The sequence below is a fragment of the Salinibacillus xinjiangensis genome (assembly GCF_009649735.1).
GTDB classification, from domain to species: domain Bacteria; phylum Bacillota; class Bacilli; order Bacillales; family Alkalibacillaceae; genus Salinibacillus; species Salinibacillus xinjiangensis.
The window spans coordinates 19,468-37,247 of the sequence record NZ_WJNH01000002.1 but is presented as its reverse complement, the minus strand read 5'-3'; the positions used below and the strand labels follow the sequence as shown (position 1 = coordinate 37,247).

Annotated in this window: 14 protein-coding genes, 3 pseudogenes and 2 riboswitches; of the genes and pseudogenes, 6 read left to right on the top strand and 11 right to left on the bottom strand. The window is 35.6% G+C overall.

Annotation, left to right across the window (positions count from 1 at the left end):
• The first annotated feature begins 4 nt into the window (after nucleotides 1-4).
• The 3 genes from GH754_RS02845 to GH754_RS02835 all read left to right on the top strand — a co-directional run bounded on the left by GH754_RS02845 (nucleotide 5) and on the right by GH754_RS02835 (nucleotide 3,525).
• Nucleotides 5-1,534, top strand: coding sequence for an acyl-CoA carboxylase subunit beta (locus GH754_RS02845; protein ID WP_153727232.1), 1,530 nt, complete (start codon nucleotides 5-7; stop codon nucleotides 1,532-1,534).
• A 90-nt stretch (nucleotides 1,535-1,624) separates the two neighbouring features.
• Nucleotides 1,625-2,755, top strand: coding sequence for a GerAB/ArcD/ProY family transporter (locus GH754_RS02840; RefSeq protein WP_153727231.1), 1,131 nt, complete (start codon nucleotides 1,625-1,627; stop codon nucleotides 2,753-2,755).
• Complete coding sequence (locus GH754_RS02835) at nucleotides 2,755-3,525, top strand: class I SAM-dependent methyltransferase (protein WP_153727230.1); 771 nt, start codon at nucleotides 2,755-2,757, stop codon at nucleotides 3,523-3,525. Before GH754_RS02840 ends, GH754_RS02835 begins: the two co-directional genes overlap by 1 nt.
• Before the next feature lie 55 nt (nucleotides 3,526-3,580).
• On the opposite strand, the gene GH754_RS02830 is transcribed toward GH754_RS02835, so the two are convergent.
• The 3 genes and pseudogenes from GH754_RS02830 to GH754_RS02820 all read right to left on the bottom strand — a co-directional run.
• On the bottom strand, nucleotides 3,581-5,527 hold the full coding sequence (locus tag GH754_RS02830) for an AMP-binding protein (RefSeq protein WP_323741824.1): 1,947 nt from the start codon (nucleotides 5,525-5,527) through the stop codon (nucleotides 3,581-3,583).
• A gap of 195 nt (nucleotides 5,528-5,722) precedes the next feature.
• Nucleotides 5,723-6,919, bottom strand: a complete 1,197-nt coding sequence (locus GH754_RS02825) for an MFS transporter (protein WP_153727229.1) — start codon at nucleotides 6,917-6,919, stop codon at nucleotides 5,723-5,725.
• Between the two features lie 660 nt (nucleotides 6,920-7,579).
• A pseudogene (locus tag GH754_RS02820) lies at nucleotides 7,580-8,122 on the bottom strand (tyrosine-type recombinase/integrase); the annotation flags it as partial.
• 146 nt (nucleotides 8,123-8,268) lie between these two features.
• On the opposite strand from GH754_RS02820, the gene GH754_RS02815 reads away from it, so the two are divergent.
• From GH754_RS02815 to GH754_RS02805, 3 genes and pseudogenes are all read left to right on the top strand, one after another.
• Complete coding sequence (locus GH754_RS02815) at nucleotides 8,269-8,583, top strand: hypothetical protein (RefSeq protein WP_153727227.1); 315 nt, start codon at nucleotides 8,269-8,271, stop codon at nucleotides 8,581-8,583.
• A gap of 85 nt (nucleotides 8,584-8,668) precedes the next feature.
• On the top strand, nucleotides 8,669-8,971 hold the full coding sequence (locus GH754_RS02810; protein WP_153727226.1) for a hypothetical protein: 303 nt from the start codon (nucleotides 8,669-8,671) through the stop codon (nucleotides 8,969-8,971).
• Nucleotides 8,972-9,446: 475 nt separating this feature from the next.
• A pseudogene (locus GH754_RS02805) lies at nucleotides 9,447-9,566 on the top strand (ATP-binding protein); the annotation flags it as partial.
• Between the two features lie 450 nt (nucleotides 9,567-10,016).
• On the opposite strand, the pseudogene GH754_RS02800 reads toward GH754_RS02805, so the two are convergent.
• The 8 genes and pseudogenes from GH754_RS02800 to GH754_RS02765 all read right to left on the bottom strand — a co-directional run bounded on the left by GH754_RS02800 (nucleotide 10,017) and on the right by GH754_RS02765 (nucleotide 17,422).
• Nucleotides 10,017-10,465, bottom strand: a pseudogene (locus GH754_RS02800) (OsmC family protein).
• A gap of 102 nt (nucleotides 10,466-10,567) precedes the next feature.
• A riboswitch (SAM riboswitch) is annotated at nucleotides 10,568-10,679 on the bottom strand.
• A 135-nt stretch (nucleotides 10,680-10,814) separates the two neighbouring features.
• Complete coding sequence (locus tag GH754_RS02795) at nucleotides 10,815-12,023, bottom strand: S8 family peptidase (RefSeq protein ID WP_153727225.1); 1,209 nt, start codon at nucleotides 12,021-12,023, stop codon at nucleotides 10,815-10,817.
• 322 nt (nucleotides 12,024-12,345) lie between these two features.
• Nucleotides 12,346-12,747, bottom strand: a complete 402-nt coding sequence (locus GH754_RS02790; protein ID WP_153727224.1) for a nucleotidyltransferase substrate binding protein — start codon at nucleotides 12,745-12,747, stop codon at nucleotides 12,346-12,348.
• A 66-nt stretch (nucleotides 12,748-12,813) separates the two neighbouring features.
• The gene (locus GH754_RS02785) at nucleotides 12,814-13,359 is read right to left on the bottom strand and encodes a DNA-binding transcriptional response regulator (RefSeq protein ID WP_153727223.1); all 546 of its coding nucleotides are present in this window, start codon (nucleotides 13,357-13,359) and stop codon (nucleotides 12,814-12,816) included.
• Between the two features lie 24 nt (nucleotides 13,360-13,383).
• The gene (locus GH754_RS02780; RefSeq protein WP_153727222.1) at nucleotides 13,384-14,832 is read right to left on the bottom strand and encodes a sensor histidine kinase; all 1,449 of its coding nucleotides are present in this window, start codon (nucleotides 14,830-14,832) and stop codon (nucleotides 13,384-13,386) included.
• A gap of 3 nt (nucleotides 14,833-14,835) precedes the next feature.
• Nucleotides 14,836-16,035: a beta-ketoacyl synthase N-terminal-like domain-containing protein gene (locus GH754_RS02775; RefSeq protein WP_153727221.1), complete on the bottom strand. Its 1,200-nt coding sequence runs from the start codon at nucleotides 16,033-16,035 to the stop codon at nucleotides 14,836-14,838.
• Complete coding sequence (locus GH754_RS02770) at nucleotides 16,032-16,850, bottom strand: hypothetical protein (RefSeq protein WP_153727220.1); 819 nt, start codon at nucleotides 16,848-16,850, stop codon at nucleotides 16,032-16,034. Before GH754_RS02770 ends, GH754_RS02775 begins: the two co-directional genes overlap by 4 nt.
• A 110-nt stretch (nucleotides 16,851-16,960) precedes the next feature.
• Nucleotides 16,961-17,422, bottom strand: a complete 462-nt coding sequence (locus GH754_RS02765) for a hypothetical protein (protein WP_153727219.1) — start codon at nucleotides 17,420-17,422, stop codon at nucleotides 16,961-16,963.
• A 150-nt stretch (nucleotides 17,423-17,572) separates the two neighbouring features.
• A riboswitch (cyclic di-GMP riboswitch) is annotated at nucleotides 17,573-17,669 on the bottom strand.
• Nucleotides 17,670-17,780 lie beyond the last annotated feature (111 nt).

Here is a 17,780-nt window from a genome sequence, read left to right as displayed (position 1 = left end):
TAGCATGACATACGATGAAAAATTATTACAGCAGACAGAGCAAATTAAACGAGGTGGGGCGGAGAAGTATCACCTTAAAAATCAGGAAAAAGGGAAATTATTTGTACGGGAGCGTCTAGAAAAGCTTTTTGATGATGATATAAATATCGAGGATGCCTTCTTTGCAAATTGCGTTGATGGAAGTTTACCAGCAGACGGTGTTGTCACAGGTATTGGGAAAATACATGGTCAAACGGTTTGTGCGATGGCAAATGACTCTACTGTAAAGGCAGGTTCCTGGGGTGCGCGAACTGTTGAAAAAATACTCCGGATTCAAGAAACAGCTGAAAAACTAGAGGTCCCGATGCTATATCTTGTGGACTCTGCAGGAGCTAGAATAACAGACCAAGTGGAAATGTTCCCAGGTCGACGTGGGGCAGGAAGAATCTTTTATAATCAGGTGAAGCTGTCTGGACGTGTTCCGCAGGTTTGCTTGTTGTTTGGACCATCAGCTGCTGGAGGTGCCTACATTCCTGCTTTTTGTGACATTGTCGTCATGGTGGATGGGAATGCCTCTATGTATTTAGGCTCCCCGCGAATGGCGGAAAAGGTCATAGGGGAGAAGGTTTCACTAGAGGAAATGGGCGGTGCAAGAATGCATTGTTCTGTCTCTGGTGTTGGTGATGTACTTGTTCCAAATGAAGAAGAAGCGATTACCTATACTCGTAAATACTTAACGTATTTTCCTGCAAACTATAAATCAACACCGAAAAGACTAGAAAAAAAGGAAACGGAAAAGGTTGAAAAGAGTATATCTGAATTAATTCCAGAAAATCAAAATGCACCTTTTGACATGTATGAATTGATCAAACGTCTGATTGATGAAGATTCATTCTGTGAGATTAAGCGTGAATTTGCAAAAGAGCTCATTACAGGTTTTGCACGAATAGATGGACGCTCTGTAGGAATCATTGCTAACCAACCACGTATGAAGGGTGGCGTATTATTTCATGATTCAGCTGATAAAGCAGCCAAGTTCATCACCTTATGTGACGCGTTCCACATTCCGATTATTTTCTTAGCTGATATTCCTGGCTTTATGATTGGAACCAAAGTGGAAAGGGCCGGAATCATTCGTCATGGGGCTAAAATGATCTCAGCTATGAGTGAAGCTACTGTAACAAAAATATCGGTCATCGTTAGGAAAGCATATGGAGCAGGACTTTATGCTATGGCAGGACCTGCCTTTGAACCTGATTGCTGTCTCGCTTTACCATCGGCCCAAATTGCTGTTATGGGGCCTGAAGCGGCTGTTAATGCTGTGTATGCAAATAAAATTGCGGAGCTACCTGAGGAAGAGCGCCCACAATTTGTAAAGGAAAAGCAAGAGGAATACAAAGAGAACATTGACATTTACCGACTTGCTTCAGAAATGGTTGTGGATGACATTGTTCAACCTGATGAATTACGTAATGAATTAGGCAAGCGTCTTGAAGCCTATGAAACCAAGAATTTGAAATTCACAAAAAGAAAACATGGGGTATATCCAGTATAAATAATCATGGGATGACACATCACGTCATCCCTTCTTATATTTCTGTTTAATTAATCCTGCGTATCTTGGGCAAACTAACTGAACCAATGGATGTATAAGAAAGGTCTAGTTAAAGCAATGAAAATTAGCCAGGTGCAGTTATTTGTCTTAATGGTCACATTTGAATTAGGAAGTGCCATTGTAGTCGGTGTTGGTACAGATGCGAAACAGGATGCATGGATGGCCATTTTTCTTGGCATGTTCATCGGTATTTTCATCTTTTTACTTTATGGTTATATGTATAAAAAATTCCCTGAAACGCCACTTTCAGTATACCTAGAGAAAGTGGTCGGTAAATTCTTGGGGAAAACTTTAGGCTTCATCTATCTAAGTTATTTCTTTTATATATCTTCAAGAGTGTTAAGAGATTTTGGGGAGCTGATCACAACAGGTTTATTACAGGATACCCCGATAATGGTAGTCAATTCTTTAATGATGATTGTCATTGTATACGGTTGCTTTAAAGGGTTGGAGGTTATCGCTCGGACAGGGGAAATTTTATTTTACATACTAGGACTGTTTACGTTTATTTTATATGTGTTAATATTTATATCTGTAGATTTAAAGCCAGAAAATTTACAGCCTACATTAGAAAATGGATTAGCCCCTGTATTATCTACCGTCTTTCCCGAGACCATTACCATACCTTTTGGGGAATTAATTGTTTTTACGATGCTACTCCCTTATGTAAAAAAACAAAAGGGGACTCTTAAGACTGGAATATTGGCCATTTTATTTAGTGGATTAGTGTTAAGCTTAACGATGACAATAAATATTATGACGTTAGGTGTTGATCAACTAAATCGAACACTTTTCCCACTGCTTGACACGATTGAGAAGGTTTCTATTGGAGGTTTTCTAGAAAGAATAGACCCTATAGCAGTTGTAATTATGGTCATCGGTGGTTTTTTTAAAATTATTATCTTTTTCTATGCCGGTCTTTTAGGAATTAGGTATACCGTTACATCGAACTATCAAAAGCCGATCATTATAATCGCTGCAATCTCTGTGGTGTTTTTATCAAAGGTAATCGCAGGGAATTGGCTTAAGCATATACAAATTGGGCTTGAAGTTGTACCAACATATATTCATATTCCATTACAAGTTATCATTCCTGGTATACTTGCGTTATTGACTATTATAATGAAAAGAAAATGGTCAAAAAATAAGGGGGAAGCTTAATGAACGATGAGAAGGCTAAAGTGAGAGCGCAATTTTCGAAAAATCCACAATCCTATGTAGAGAGTATAACTCATGCAAAAGCGGATGACTTAGAAAAGCTTGTTCAATGGTTAAGTCCAGAACAAAGTTGGGTTGTACTCGATGTTGCGACTGGTGGGGGACATGTCGCAAAGCATGTATCTCCATATGTGAAACAGGTTTTTTCTACTGACCTTACTAAGGAAATGCTAGAAAACACCTCAAAAAATCTTAAGGATTTGGATAACATTTTTTATGTTTTAGCTGATGCGGAAGAATTACCCTTTTTGAATCACACCTTTGATGCGGTCACTTGTCGAATCGCGCCACACCATTTTCCGCATCCAAGTAAGTTTGTTTCAGAGGTATCAAGAGTGTTAAAGCCAGGTGGGAAAATGATGCTTGTTGATAATGTTGCGCCAAACGATGAAAATCTAGCAAGCTATATGAATACATTTGAACAATTGCGAGATTATAGCCACGTGAAATGCTTATCGACAAGGGAGTGGAAACAACTGTTCGATGACAACGATTTAGTCATGCAGAAAGAGGAATGCAGAAAGAAAACCTATGAATATGATAGCTGGGTACATAGAACAACAGATACGGAAGAACAACAATCAAAGGTTCGAGATTTTATTCTAAGCGGGTCGAAGGAACAACTTCACTATTTTCAGATTAAAAAGCAAGGTGAATGTATACATTCCTTGCAAATTGATGAATCCATGTTTTTATGTGAAAAGAACTCTTAATATAAAAGAGACTTTCCTCTGTTTTGCGAAGGAGGAAAGTCTCTTTTTTTTTGCATTAGTTAGCCGGATGCTTTAGCTGTCTTATTTCATTAAGACACAGAGGATTTTCTAAAGCTGATAGATCGCCACCATCCCTGTTTAAATAAGCGGATTTAATGGCTCTTCTCATAACCTTTGCATTTCTGGTTTTCGGCAAATCGCTCACTAAATGAATTTCTTTAGGGGCAATTGCTTTACCAAGTTTAACAATAGCAAGCTTTGTGATTTCTTCTATTACCATCTCGGTATCCAAATAATCCTTATTTAATACAACGAAGGCAACAGGTGATTCTCCCTTTACCTCGTGAGGAACCCCTATAACACCTGCTTCTAGAACATCATCATGCTTAACTAAAACCGATTCGATTTCAGCAGGGCCAATTCTTTTTCCTGCTACATTTAGTGTATCGTCTGAGCGACCTGTAATCGTGAAAAATCCTTCTGTATCCTTGATCACCCAGTCACCATGTACCCAAGTATCATTAAACCGGCTCCAATAGGTGTTCTCATACCGCTCGTTTTCCTTATAAAATCCGTATGTCATGCCAACCCATGGCTGTTTTATGACCAGTTCTCCAACTTCATTTTCAACGGGATGTCCTTCCTGATCGAACACATCTACATCCATGCCAGGAAGAGCAGCATTAAAGCTGACCGGAGCTATCGGTTTAACAAGTACATTCCCAAAAATTCCCCCGGATATTTCCGTTCCGCCAGAGTAATTGAAAATAGGGACCTTGCCTTTACAAACCTTATCATACAGCCACATCCATGGCTCTGGATTCCAAGGCTCGCCAGTTGAACCAATCATTTTTAAAGTGGATAAATCTCTTGTTTGAAACCAATCTTCCCCTTTACTCATCAATGAACGAATTAGAGTAGGGGAGATGCCTAAATGACTGACTCGATGATTCTCAACCATTCGCCAAATTCGATCTGGTTCTGGATAATCAGGGGTACCTTCAAATAACACAATTCTTGCACCATTCATGAGTCCGCCGAATACAAGGAAGGGACCCATCATCCAACCCATATCCGTGTACCAAAACAGTGTATCCTCCTGTTGTACATCCATACATATACCCGCATCAAACGCCGATTTAATCGGAAATCCATTATGGGTATGAAGCGCACCCTTTGGCTTTCCAGTTGTTCCTGAAGTGTAAATAATCATAAAGGGGTCATTTCCATTAGTATGCATTGTGTTGTAATCGCTTACATTTTGTCGAATTTCTTTCCAGTCAATATCACGCTTTGAATCCCATGAAACATTACTATTTGTACGCCTAACAACCACAATTTTTTCAACTGAAGGGGACTTTGCAACAGCTTTGTCAGCCTCAGCCTTTAGGGAAACCTCTTTACCACGGCGAAAAAAGCCATCTGCTGTAATTAACCATTTCGCTTGTGCTGCATTTAGTCTTTTAGCTACAGCATCCGCTTTATAACCCGAGAAAGCAGGGGAGAATATGGCACCAATTTTCGCAACAGCAAGCATAGCAATTACTGTTTCCGCAAGCATTGGCATATAAATAGCGACGACATCTCCTGGACGTATTCCTAGATTTTCTAAACCATTAGCAACCTTATTAATCTCTTTTTGGAGCTCTGCAAATGTATAGGACGTAGTTTCGCCGTCATCACCTTCCCAAATAAGGGCCTGTTTCTTTGCAGTAGTGGCGTTTTCTGCCCATTTATCCACGCAATTATATGTAACATTCATTTTTCCATTGACGAACCACTCCGGGTACATGATTCCTTTTGATAAATCTAGTGTTTTCGTATAGGGTGCAAACCATTTTACGTTTAATTCCTTAACGGCTTGATCCCAGAACCACCCAATGTCATTAACTGTTTGTGAATGAAAGCTATCATAATCTGTATAGCCAAGCGAGTTCATCCAATTGTATAATCGTGTTGATTTTTTATAATTTTCGGTTGGAAACCAAACTGCATTTGTCACAGAAGAACCTCCTTTAATGAATATTGCAAAAATTATTTACACTTCTATTATATGATAAAAGAGTAGAAGATGAAACAGAAGATGCAATATTGATTAGAGAGAGGTATTAGGTAGATTATAATCATATTATGTTAACTACCGCACAGGATAAGAGCCGCAGTTACAGAAGTACATACTGTAAATACGGCTCTTAGATTAAGCCATCGGTGCCTTTTTTCGGGATTTAAATAATAAAAACACATATAGGGCCATGGAAATAAAGACGGATCCTGCTGCTGTAGAGTAAATAACAGCATAATTATAAATAAAGGCTAACTGTCCAAATAAAATGGCACCAATTCCAACCCCTAAATCAAAGAAAGAGAAAAAGGTAGCATTGGCCATTCCTTTGCGGTTATCAGGGGCTTTTTCAACAGACCAGGCTTGAAGGGCCGGTTGAACACTGCCAAAGCCTAGACCATATAAACCTGCAGCTACTAGCATCACGAAAGTACTTGGTAACCATGATAATAAAATCATGGCAGTGAAAATACAGCTGGTCCCTGGTAAAAATACGTACAAATGGCCTTTTTGATCATAGATTTTCCCAGCAAAGGTTCTCGAAATCATTAAAAAGATTGCAAAGGTTAGAAAGTAAAGCTCAATACCCTCGATTCCTTTTTGTTCCGCATATAATGGGAGAAATGAAGCAATTCCTCCAAATGTGACCGTAATAAAAAATAATAAAGTGGCGGGCTGTAAGGCAGTTTTTTCAAAGATATCAAATTTTACTGTGGTTGATTTGTGCGGTGATTTTTCAACCTTTTTATAATGAATTCTAGAAGATAATAAGAATGCAATAAACCCCATTGCAGCACAAATCAGAAATAGATAGGTAAATGACATCATTCCAGCAAGTGTAAGCCCTAAGGATGGTCCAAAGGCTAATGCGATGTTTCCAGACAAGCCAAAGTAGCCCATTCCTTCACCACGACGCTTTGGAGGGATAATATCTGTTGCTATGGTTCCTGTTGCTGTTGTTGAAAATCCCCAGCCAAGCCCCTGAAGAACCCGCATTATAAACAGAAACACGATACTTGCAGCAAAGGCATACGAGCCGACAGCAATAACAAATATAGCAAGCCCTGTCATATAGACAAATTGACGACCTTTATCTTCAAGTGCATGACCAGCATATGGCCTTAATGCTAGTGCAGAGAAGGTAAAAACACCAACAATCATTCCAATTAGCTGATCACTTCCACCTAATTGCTCAACAAATAGGGGGATTGTAGGTAATGTCATCTGAAAGCCGAGAAAAATGAAAAAATTAGCCAGACAAATAAGGACGAAATCACGGGTCCAAATTTTGTCTGGATTGGGGCTCGTTACGGTATTTGTTTTTTCTGACATGGAAGTCGTTCCTTTCCTTCGATACTCGAAATATATTATACAGGAGAGGAAGAAGAAAAGAAATGGCTAATCTGAATTAGGTACGAATAATTAGAGTGAGTTTATGTTGGGTTACGAGAGTGATTGAAATGAAATTAATTTATACTGAAATGTTATGAAATGATTTGTGAGCAAATGAATATAGGTTGATTGAGTTAGACTCACTAATAAAGATGTTTATAAAAGATATGATTATTTATGAGTAGATTTTTTTATTTTGTCTCAATATCCTAAGATTACTTTCTTAATGAGACCTGAATCTTTAATTTTGCATAACTTCCTATAATATATATTATGTAAACCAAGTGATTGGTATCTAATTACATTAAGTAAGTATTGATTGAAGATCACGGGTGACACAAAAGTACTTAAGGAATTGACACAAAAGTACTGAATCCCCTCTTCTTCGTTTAATTTCTGTCGTGTTATTAAAAAAATCTTCTTAATAATTTTTAGTAAGCCTTATTTATTCATTTTTACGTCTGTTTTGTGACACAAATATACTGAATATCTTGTTCTACATCCCCTATTTCTTCTTAATTTGGATCGATTGTGACTCAAAAGTATTGAAACAAAATAGCTGCGGGTATTAAAATCTCCCACAGCTATTAATATTGCTATTTAATTATCTGCCTTATTTACTGCTTTATGCATCTCATCATTAGTAAGATGTGTGTAAATCATAGTTGTTTGTATTGATGAATGCCCCAATTGTCTCCTTAATTTAGGTACATTATTGTTTTCGAAATGATATCTGGTTGCAAATGAATGCCTTAGTTTATGCACTGATAATGAGGGTTTCCCAAATGCTGCAGAATATTTTTCAACTATCTTTTCAATAGATCGTTCAGTTAGCCTCCTTGAAGTTCCTTTTGGGCCCATAGTGGTTGCAACAAATAATGCCTTGTTGCTTTTGTTAATTCCATACTTTTCTTTACGAATCGTTAAGTATTCTTTTAAATCCAACGCAGCTTGATCACTAATATATACGTACTGTTCTTTATTGCCTTTTCTTATCACTCGAACTGTATTCTTGTGCCAATCAATGTCATCTAAATCAAGTCCAGTGATTTCAGATATTCTAAGTCCGGATCCTAAGATCAAAGATATGATAGCAGTATCTCTTTCCCTGTTTTTCTTATGAAAATTGGAGAGCTGTTTATCCAGGTTCTGACCTGGCTGCAAAACCAGGCGATGTTTTATATACTAGTAAAATAAATACTTCTGCTTTTACGGGCCATGTTGCTATAGTTGCTCCAAATGGATATGTGTATCACACTCCCGGAAAAGGCGACCCAGGAATAGAGTACATGTCCGTAAGCTCTTTTATTAACACTTATGATGATGTTCAAGTATGGCGTTCGAAATCAAGCTCATGCGGATCGGATGCTGGTTTTAAAGCACAAGAACTTTATTCCAATTATAAGTATGCCGCCTACGATGTTTGGACACCTATAACAGGGGACTATATGGAACAATACTGCACAAAATTTGTGTGGCAATCCTACTACTATGGTACAGGTAGAGTTGTGAATTTAGGTGAATTGTCATTGACTAAATACTCCGTTCCACCTCATTGGATTTTAGATGACTATTATCTAACTAAAGTTGAAGGCGGGCTATAAAATAATAGATTCAGCCATTTAGGCTGAATCTATTATTTTTATAACGTCTTTTTTTGATATAATATAATATACGAGGAGGAGCGATATGAAAAAGTATATAATGCTAGCTGTATTTTTATTAATATTATTTGGAAGTTATTTATATGTTAAATCCGTTATTATCCCCGATGAAGAGTATCATAAAGAGGTTGTTAATCAAGTTCAAGAAATGATTAAGGAAAATTACCCAAATAAAGAAATAGTAGAAATTAGACCTCGTTATATAGACAAATTAAAGGATAAGAATAAAAGATATCAAGTTGCTGTCAAATATAAAGATAGTAATGGATGGTATAGTTCATATTATATTGAAGATGGGAAACTTGTCGAATTACAAACTTTTAAATAGTTTAACCGAATATGGTTAGAGAAAATTAAGGACATCAACGAACTTATTGAATAAAAAGACAGAAGATAATTTTCAACTTTATAATCCACTCTACATCCCCTGTTCTCGGGGACGGGGCGGACGGATTGCTTTTAATGGTCTATTCAATGCCAATAATAATTAACATTTTATCTCTTCACTTATATGATTATGAAAACAGCAAAAAGCCACATCCTATAAGGAAGGAAATAGGCTTTTTGCTGTTTTCATAATTTCTTCTAGAATTATTTATTTAATTCTCTCTTTCATATCTTAACAAATAATTCAAGTAATTCTAATTTAGCTTTATCCGAAACGACTAATTCTTCATATTCATTAATCTGTTTATCTTCATCGGCTGTAAACTCCAAATAATAATGTTCATACCCTACCATAAAAGCTGCTGTGATTTTGTGCGTTGTGCTATTCGTGATGCATAATAACTTTCTTTGCATAAGATGAGTTGGGTTACATCCCGCTTCATAAAGAGGGTGCGGAGTTACTATTCCAAGTAATATCCATGTGTTATGAGAATAAAAGTATTGTCATTACTACCAATCTTCAGTTTGGTCAATGGAATCACTGAACAAAAAAATAAAAACCCTGATTTAACAAGGTTTTGGTTTTCAGTACTTTTGTGTCACCCGTCAGAAGATTGATTCCCTTTTATCCAAAACAAAATAAAACCGATCGTTATTGACCGGTTAGTACTTACTCATTATTCTCATTACTATTTTTTTGTATCTTACAAAAATCCCTCTTAAACGCTAAATCCTTTCTTAACCACTGGTAATGTGTTTGGTCTTTTATACCTATATATTCACATGTTTTAGATACAGATTTCACCAATGCATAAATGATTAAAAAATCCAACTTCCGTTTTGTAACTGCTTCTATTGTATTTGCGTGTTGTCTGTTTTGAATATCTTCTGTTCTTAATGTTTTTCGATTAAATTCATTATACTTTCGATTTAAATACAAACCTTTATCTTAGTAGATCCAGTTTGGAAATAGCTTATCCGTTAAGTTATTTTACTGCACTTTCAATGATAACCTTTGATTTCAAATTCACCGTGTTAGCAAGAGTATCACCCACTGGGCAGTGTGCTCCTAAAAACTCTTTAAATTCATTTACCTTGTCTTCAGGTGCATCGGTTTCAATATGAAAAATGTAGCGAATATCTGAGAATCCAGGTCTTACATTAGATTTATTAAAAAAAACATCTAAATCGATATCACCTTCAAGATCTACTCGGAAATCATGAAGATTTACACCAAATTGTTTCGCATAAGTCCGAGCAAAAATCGATTGACATGCACCTAATGCTGATAAACCGCTTCAACAGGATTTTGTCCTTGGTCAGTCCCCCCTAATTCTTCAGGTTCATCAATAATAAGCTTATGACCTCTTGCCTCTGTCTCTACCAAGTATTTGTCCTTCAATGCCGCTGATGCTCTAAACGTTTCAATTGCCATTCGAATCCTCTCCTTTTTTGTAAAATAAAAACCCTTCTCTTATTAGAAGAGAAGGGTCTAGTTAACATGGTATAAAAATAAACATGTTTTGTTTGACTCGTCTCCTCATCTTCGGCAGACATGCTGCCTCTGAAATTGGCACCGGGCCCTTTAAAATAAAGAACTGGTTGCCGAGAGATCATAGGGTCAGTCCCTCCCTCTCTCTGGATAAGAAGAAAATTGTATTTCATTTAAATCCATATCTTATCATATAAAATTAAATAGTCAGCGAAATATTCATACAATTCCTGTAATTTTTCTTAGGTTTAAGAAATTAGTATTTCCGCAATGAGAAAGCGACTTTGCTAACTTAATAGCTTACAGCAGCATTTGAATTAATAAGTCCGTGTTCAAAATAATAGCCTGTTCCGCTAATGGAGGATGCTGTGTTTTCAATTGCAGCACGGATTTCAGCATTATTTCGGTTTTGTCCTGCTAATAGACCGGCAAGTCCAGCAACGTGTGGGGATGCCATTGACGTACCAGACATATAGGCATAGCCATTTCGTTGAATGGTAGATGCTATGTCTACGCCAGGTGCTGCGACATCTACCCAAGAACCATAGTTAGAGAAACTAGCTAGTCGATTGTTGCTGTCAACTGCGGCAACCGAAATCACATTCTCATAGGAAGCAGGTTCAAATGTTGTAGATACTCCATCATTACCGGCTGCAGCGATGACTACCGCCCCTTTGTTCCAAGCGTAGTTTACCGCATCTTCCAAGGCTTGTGTATCACAATTACATCCAAGTGATAGGTTAATAACTTCTGCACCATAATCAGCAGCATATCGTATACCATCTACAATATCTGCTAAAGAACCACTTCCCCGTGGATCAAGCACACGTACCGCTAATATATTTGTTTCCGGTGCCATCCCAGCGATACCTATCCCATTATTGGTTTCCGCTGCTGCAGTTCCAGCTACATGTGTTCCATGTCCATTGCGGTCCATAGGATCATAATCATTTTGAACAAAATCATAGCCTAATATGGTTTTATCATTTAGATCCTCATGATTATAATCTACTCCCGTATCAATAACAGCAATTTCCTGGCTACTGCTTCCGCGAGCAATATCCCAAGCATAGTCTGTATAAGTTGTAAAAAGTCCATATTGGTAGGAAGTATTTGCATATGTGTCATTTGGTGTCCACGTCGCATTCAGCTTATAGTTTGGTTCCGCATACTCGACATTTGGATTATTATTGAGGGCCTTAACGACAGCTTCTACATTTCCTACTTTGAGAACTTTAATTGGAGATTTGACAATATCCTCATCCTTTACTACCTCCGCCTTAACTCCCTTAACCACATTCTTCTGTTTCCCTTTAGCAACGTTTTCCTTGAATTTGACTACTACTTCCCCTTTCACATACTCGCCTGCTTCGTCAGTTGATTGAACAGGCTGTTGCTTGTCCTTAATATGAGCATTTGAATTTTCCTCGGCCTCTCCTACTAACGGAAAGGCAGTTAAAATAAAAAGGGACGCTACTGCATTCCAAAATATTTTCTTCATACTATTCCTCCTTTTCAAAATATACTTAACATATTCTGAAATTACGGAATGAAATCCTTGAGAAATAGGAATCAACTTTTGTAGATGTATAGAATACACTTTAGCCCTACATTTCTTAGTTGGTATAGGTATTTTGGTTGTTCATTTGAAGGTTGAATAGTTCGTATATCGCAGTGATTTCTCTCTAGAATTAGCTAATAAGGTATAGTCACGCGGAAACGATGTAAGTTTCATAATTTAGTAAACTATTTTTTACAAGAGTCGTTTTGACTATTAAAAAACGAGATTATGCATCTAACTACATATCTCGTCTTGAGAAAAATTATTTAATTTTGATAAGCGTCTCCCAAAATGATTCCAACTCACCTATGTATGTTTGATTAATGTCATTGACAAGTTCATCAAACAACTTCTCATTTTTATGTATAAAGAGAGGTAGTTTCTTGCGGTTTTGTGCCTTAAACCAAATTTGGTGATGTTGTATTATGTTAAGTTTACCTAATTCTTTAACAGCTTGGCGGGGCGTATCAACAGATTTTTCCTTTGCATCTAAATATGCTAGCATTACTCTTTCCGCAAGATCCATTGCAATTTCAAAGTAATGGATGTATCCTGCTTTTTCAAGATTAGTCTCAAATATCATGTCCTTATGTTTATTTAACTCGTTGTACGCTTTTTCATAATTCTCGAATATTTGTCGCCAGCGAATTTCATTATCATTCATGTAAATTCTCCTTCAGACTAGGTTGAAACTTTAAGTGTTCTGATTACCTTAGGTGTACCATTTATACTATTTTTTAATGATTGCGCTTATCTCATCCATGCTAAGCTCTCTGTTTAATAAATCGTTTCTAATTTCTTCTTCGGTTATCTCTTTATCTTCTTCTTTTTGCTCTTTTGCCGCTGTTTGTTCGTTTGATGTTTCATTTTTTTGTTCATCAGTAGTTTCTGTTTGATCACCTTTTAAATTATCTAACCCAACTAACTCAATTAAGTATTCAGCTAATTTCGTATAATCATCTAAAGGTTTTGAGAAAACTTCATCTAAATTTCTGCCGTATTTTTGTTTTAGTTCTAAAGTGTCTGCATGTCCAGATATCATCACCCTCTTAGAATTGATGTAATTCTCAATCACATATTCGAGTACATGCTCAAAATTTTCACCTGGGATATGATAGTCTAATATAGTTGCTACTACGTCAGTTTTATTTTCGAAATTTTTAAGGTCAGATAACGTTTTTGCCTGTACGACCTCAAAATAAGATTCTAAACAGTATTTATATAATAGAAACATTTGGTTAATATCCTCAATAACTAGTACTTTTTTCTTTTCCATCTCTCTTTATTCCTCCTGTTTCACTTAGCTAACTTTATCAATTTCAACAAACTTATTCTTAGGTATCTGTAACCTAAAATGAGTACCGTCAGAATTACTAGACACGATATCAATAAAACCTCTATGTGAAAACATCACCTTACTACAAAATGGTAACCCTAGTCCAGTACCCTCTGATTTTGAACTGTTGTATGGTAAAAATACTTTATCCCACTTATCTCTTGAAATCCCACATCCACAATCATACATGTCAATGATGACCTTAGTATTATCGAAATCAATCACATTGAACTTGATCACTCTCTCTAATCGGTCAGAAGGTGTAGCCTCAATCGCGTTTTTGATTAAATTAATAAATACTTGTGTAAAATATGTATTATTAATATAAGCATTGACCCCTTTATTTTCGGGGGTGATTTCAATATGCACCTGTTGCTCTTTCAACATATTATCCATCATTTGAGCGGCCATTTTTATACTATTCACTACATTTTTACTCTCAAACTCCATTTCAATATCATTTTTTAAAAATTGATTATAAGCATTTACCAATTTTGATAATTGATTACTAGACGTAATAACCTGCCCCATTATTTTTTCTGTTTGAGGTTCAAGTTTTTGAATAGAAGGTATAATCTCAGAGTATCCTTTGATAATGGATAATGAGTTTTTAACTTCATGGATTAAACTAGCAGTCAAATTTCCAATGTAATCTAATTTATTTTGTCTTTGGACAACATTTAGATACTCTGTATTAAAGTCATTATACATCTTAATAAAAGATAACAAAATAAAAATAGAATAGATTAACACAGCAATACTGCTTACTAGTATTTGATAACTAGGTACAAAATTAGTCCAACCGAATAAAAATAAAATCAATGAAGATATTACTAGTGTTTTAAGAAAAGATTTCATTTTACCATGGTCAAGACTATTGCCTACAAAGATTAACGCTACTAATAATATTAAGAAAGCGACAAGATGGATGATAAATGTCCAATTTAATATTCCGTAAACAGGAAAGTAATAATCTAAATGCAAATGACTATTATTTAATAACCTTAAATCCTTGATTCCATAATTAGTCCAATTAATTCCGTAAACAATTGCTGCACTGATAAAAGACAGAAAAATCATTTTTTTATTTAAAATCAGCTTAGCCACTTTATCTAAAAAACGGTTTGTTTTTGGAACTGAACTTTTATAAACTTCAAAGCAAATGTATAAAAGTAAAGGAAGTGCTACCATAGGCCCTAGTCTAAACAGTTTAAATAAGAATAGGGTGATTCCTTCATTTAAGTTGGGAGATACGATATATAAAATAGCGATATCGATTTGCCAAAAGGTTATACATAACATATATAAGAAGATTAACAAAGTTAGTTTACTTTTTTCATATAAGAAAAATAATGAATATCCTAAAGAAATGGGAATTAACCCAATGACAAAAATAAGAATGGAGAATATCAAATTTTAGTCACCCTTTACACTGTGTTTTTTTATATAAGCAACGGAATTATTGCCTCCATAGCCGTGACAAGTAATTAATACTTCTGAAACTTTTCTTTCCTGAAATCGATCCATAATGTTCAAGGTCTCATGACCAACATAATCGGTTCTAGCGGTATAAGGAATAAAGTTCCCCTGCATCCCGATTAATGATGCAATCACCTGAATTAAGCCAGATGCTCCAAAGGCGTGTCCAACCATACCCTTAATGGATGTGATCGGAATTTGATTATCAAATAGTAGCCTGTGATTGTTTGCCTCTAATTCATCACTAGGCCGCAGTCCCAATGCTTGGCTGTTAACGTAGTCAGGATTTTTGTTAGCGACAATTTCTTTAGATAATTTTAACATATGCTTTCCAGTGGGATCACTGCCGAATACACCTAAGCCATCATTGTTACTTTGGACGTCATCAATTTCTGCTAAAATAACTCCCCCCCTTTTAACTGCATCCTCTTCCCTCTCAATGACTAGACTAGCAGAACCCTCAGCAGCGACAAACCCTTTACTATTTTTACTAAACGGTAACCCTGATTGTTCAAGTTCGTGTCCAAGGGGTAGCGATCTTATCTTGCTAAAAGCATATAATAGGCCGGGTGTATTAGCGATGTCGACTCCACCTACAATGGCTGTGTCGATGATTCCGCTTTTTATGTAAATACAGGCTGTTTCCAATGCTTCCATGCTTGCAGTACATCCTGTTGCAATCGTTTTTGCGATTCCAGTTAATTTTAAGTGTCCATTAATGGCAGCAGCAGTACTCTGAAAGTTTGTTTCTCCAATTGCAGAATTCGGGAAAGATTTATAATCTCCTTTATTCGAAATCGGAATATTCGCTTCATAACCTTCAGTACCCCCTAATGAGGTACCAATAAAAACACCAGTTTTTTTTTTACTTAAATCGATTCCAGACATCTTGATCGCTTCATCTGTAGTGTTAATTTGCACTTTGGAAACCCTAGGATATTTTTTATAACTTTTCTCTTCTCTGTCAAAAACAATTGGGTCTAAATACCCTAATGATAAAGTTTTGTTCTGTGGAAGGTGCTCGTCATTGAAAGATTTGATCCCATGTATACCTTTCCGTAACTGTTTTTCAAATTGTTTACCATTATGACTCCCAGGTACTGCTATGCCATAACCCGTAATCACTATTTTATTCATACACTTTGTTCCTTCTCTCTAGGTTCATTTAGTTTGTTATAGATAGTTGTTAAGTATCTTTTAGATTCCCCTGTATTATTGTCGAGTTTTTTATTGATTTCATCTATTTTTGCTATAATCCCAATATCTATTGAATGGTGATTGGATTTAGAATTCATAGATTGATAGACGAATGACAGATAATTAACTAGCTTATTCTCAGATGTTTTAAGCTGTTCTTCTATTTCTTCTAAAGATTTTTCTAAGTTTTTGTCAACATTATTTAACTTTTCATTATGATAAGCTAAAACCTTAAATAGTTGTTTTTGAGATATATTAATATATTCTGATAGAGCATCAAGCGATTCTTGAATTAATAGATGATTCCCTGTTTTAATAAGGTCTTTTCTAAGTTCCTTCAATTCCTCTATTGATTCATTCAATGTACCCATTACAGTGGATTGTAATGGAGATACAAGACTTGAAATATTGGATAAATCCTTTTTGATTTCATACGTATCATGATTACTTTTGGACTGTATCTGTTTGATCACATCGTTCATGTCCATAATTTTGTGTTCCATATTTTGATAACTTTCACTTAAAACTATTGATTTCTGGCTATGGAAATGTAAATCGTTATTTATTCTTTGCTCTATATCAGAAATACTTCTTAATAAATTAGTAAGCATCTCATTTACTTGCGTTTCATTCCAATCTGAATCCTTTGAATACATAGTGTCCTTCAAATGTTGCGTATCTTCAAATAGCGATTTTATATTCCTTACTATTCCATTTTTTACCTGCATTTGATTCTTAGCGGTTGAACTGTTCATAGAATAGTCATCCATAGTAGTTTTTATATATTTCACATCATCTATAATTTCTTGAGTCAGACGATTGTCCTTTCCTGAATGTCCAGAGTTGTTCTTGTTCGCTTCTTTCCTTATTTTTGCACGTCTTTTTCTACACGGAAAAGACTATTTTTCATCGAGGTTAGGTCAGAATCATTATTTTGGTTTTGGATACTCTTTCGATCTTTCAGGGTGTTCATTCCATTTAAAAGATCGTCAATTTTGATACCTATAAAATGAAGCTGATTATTGGTAGATGCTATATGATTTTGTGCGGAATTATAATTTTTACTACTTTCGGTGAAGTTTTTAATTTCTTCAACAAGGTCGGATTGATTTTTTTCGATTTTAAAATAGTTTTGATTAATCCTAGAATATAATCTTTCTATTTTCTCTTGATGCTCTTTTACCTTTTTGGCATCCGTTCCGATTATCTTTTTCTCTAGGGTGTTCATTCTTTTTCTAAATGCACCATAGATTATGAGAAGAATGATAAAAGTTATAATCAATTGAAGTGAACTTATGATAATCATTAATGGTATTGTATTTTCCACTTAATCTCTTCCCCTTTACTGTTTCATTGCACTGTTCTTCGAAGCTTTAGTATTTCATTTCTAATTGCGTTTTTCGACAAAATCCCACAAAAATGACCATACTAGGGTTACCTAGTATGGTCATGAATTAAAAAAACATAATCATTATACATTGGTAACCAGGCGATCGTGTGCAGGAGTATCACCCCTAGCATTTAGACCCTAAGCTTTGCGTCCTATCCTTTCGGGTAGTTTGCCTTTTTCAATTAAGAGTATCATTTTGAATAGTATGGTATGTAAGTCATATTGCCTAATTCAATAATATTAATAATATACCAATATTCGACATAACTCAACACATTTTGCTCATTATATGATA

Coding starts and splice junctions, on each gene's coding strand:
- GH754_RS02845 (WP_153727232.1), top strand. CDS start 5: ATGACATACGATGAAAAATTATTACAGCAGACAGAGCAAATTAAACGA.
- GH754_RS02840 (WP_153727231.1), top strand. CDS start 1,625: ATGTATAAGAAAGGTCTAGTTAAAGCAATGAAAATTAGCCAGGTGCAG.
- GH754_RS02835 (WP_153727230.1), top strand. CDS start 2,755: ATGAACGATGAGAAGGCTAAAGTGAGAGCGCAATTTTCGAAAAATCCA.
- GH754_RS02825 (WP_153727229.1), bottom strand. CDS start 6,919: ATGTCAGAAAAAACAAATACCGTAACGAGCCCCAATCCAGACAAAATT.
- GH754_RS02815 (WP_153727227.1), top strand. CDS start 8,269: ATGTCCGTAAGCTCTTTTATTAACACTTATGATGATGTTCAAGTATGG.
- GH754_RS02810 (WP_153727226.1), top strand. CDS start 8,669: ATGAAAAAGTATATAATGCTAGCTGTATTTTTATTAATATTATTTGGA.
- GH754_RS02795 (WP_153727225.1), bottom strand. CDS start 12,023: ATGAAGAAAATATTTTGGAATGCAGTAGCGTCCCTTTTTATTTTAACT.
- GH754_RS02790 (WP_153727224.1), bottom strand. CDS start 12,747: ATGAATGATAATGAAATTCGCTGGCGACAAATATTCGAGAATTATGAA.
- GH754_RS02785 (WP_153727223.1), bottom strand. CDS start 13,359: ATGGAAAAGAAAAAAGTACTAGTTATTGAGGATATTAACCAAATGTTT.
- GH754_RS02775 (WP_153727221.1), bottom strand. CDS start 16,035: ATGAATAAAATAGTGATTACGGGTTATGGCATAGCAGTACCTGGGAGT.
- GH754_RS02770 (WP_153727220.1), bottom strand. CDS start 16,850: ATGAACAGTTCAACCGCTAAGAATCAAATGCAGGTAAAAAATGGAATA.